At 56.8% G+C, this 285-nt stretch carries 1 pseudogene; it reads left to right on the plus strand.

Features of this window, described 5'->3' with window-relative positions:
- Positions 1–243, plus strand: a pseudogene (locus tag SB822_RS56425) (hypothetical protein); the annotation flags it as partial.
- Positions 244–285: the final 42 nt, after the last annotated feature.

The raw sequence follows: 285 nt of genomic DNA on the forward strand, positions 1-285 counted from the left end.
CACGAGACCCGCACGCGACTGATATCGCCGCGCCTGCCGATCGTACCTGTGGGGACTGGTGACCTTTTCACCGGCCTTCTGACCACCAAGCTTACGCGGGGGAATACATTGATCGAGGCAGCCCGCAGCGCCGCTGCAACTGTGCTTGAAGTACTCAGGCGTACCATGGAGGCGGGTGAACGTGACATGCAGCTTGCCAGTGTCATCGATGCGCTCATTCCGAGCGAGAATGCTCAAGAATGAAATTCCAGACGATGCTTGTCAGATGAAATAATAGCTCAGCGC

This window comes from Paraburkholderia sp. SIMBA_054 (assembly GCF_046534875.1).
Lineage (GTDB): Bacteria > Pseudomonadota > Gammaproteobacteria > Burkholderiales > Burkholderiaceae > Paraburkholderia > Paraburkholderia hospita.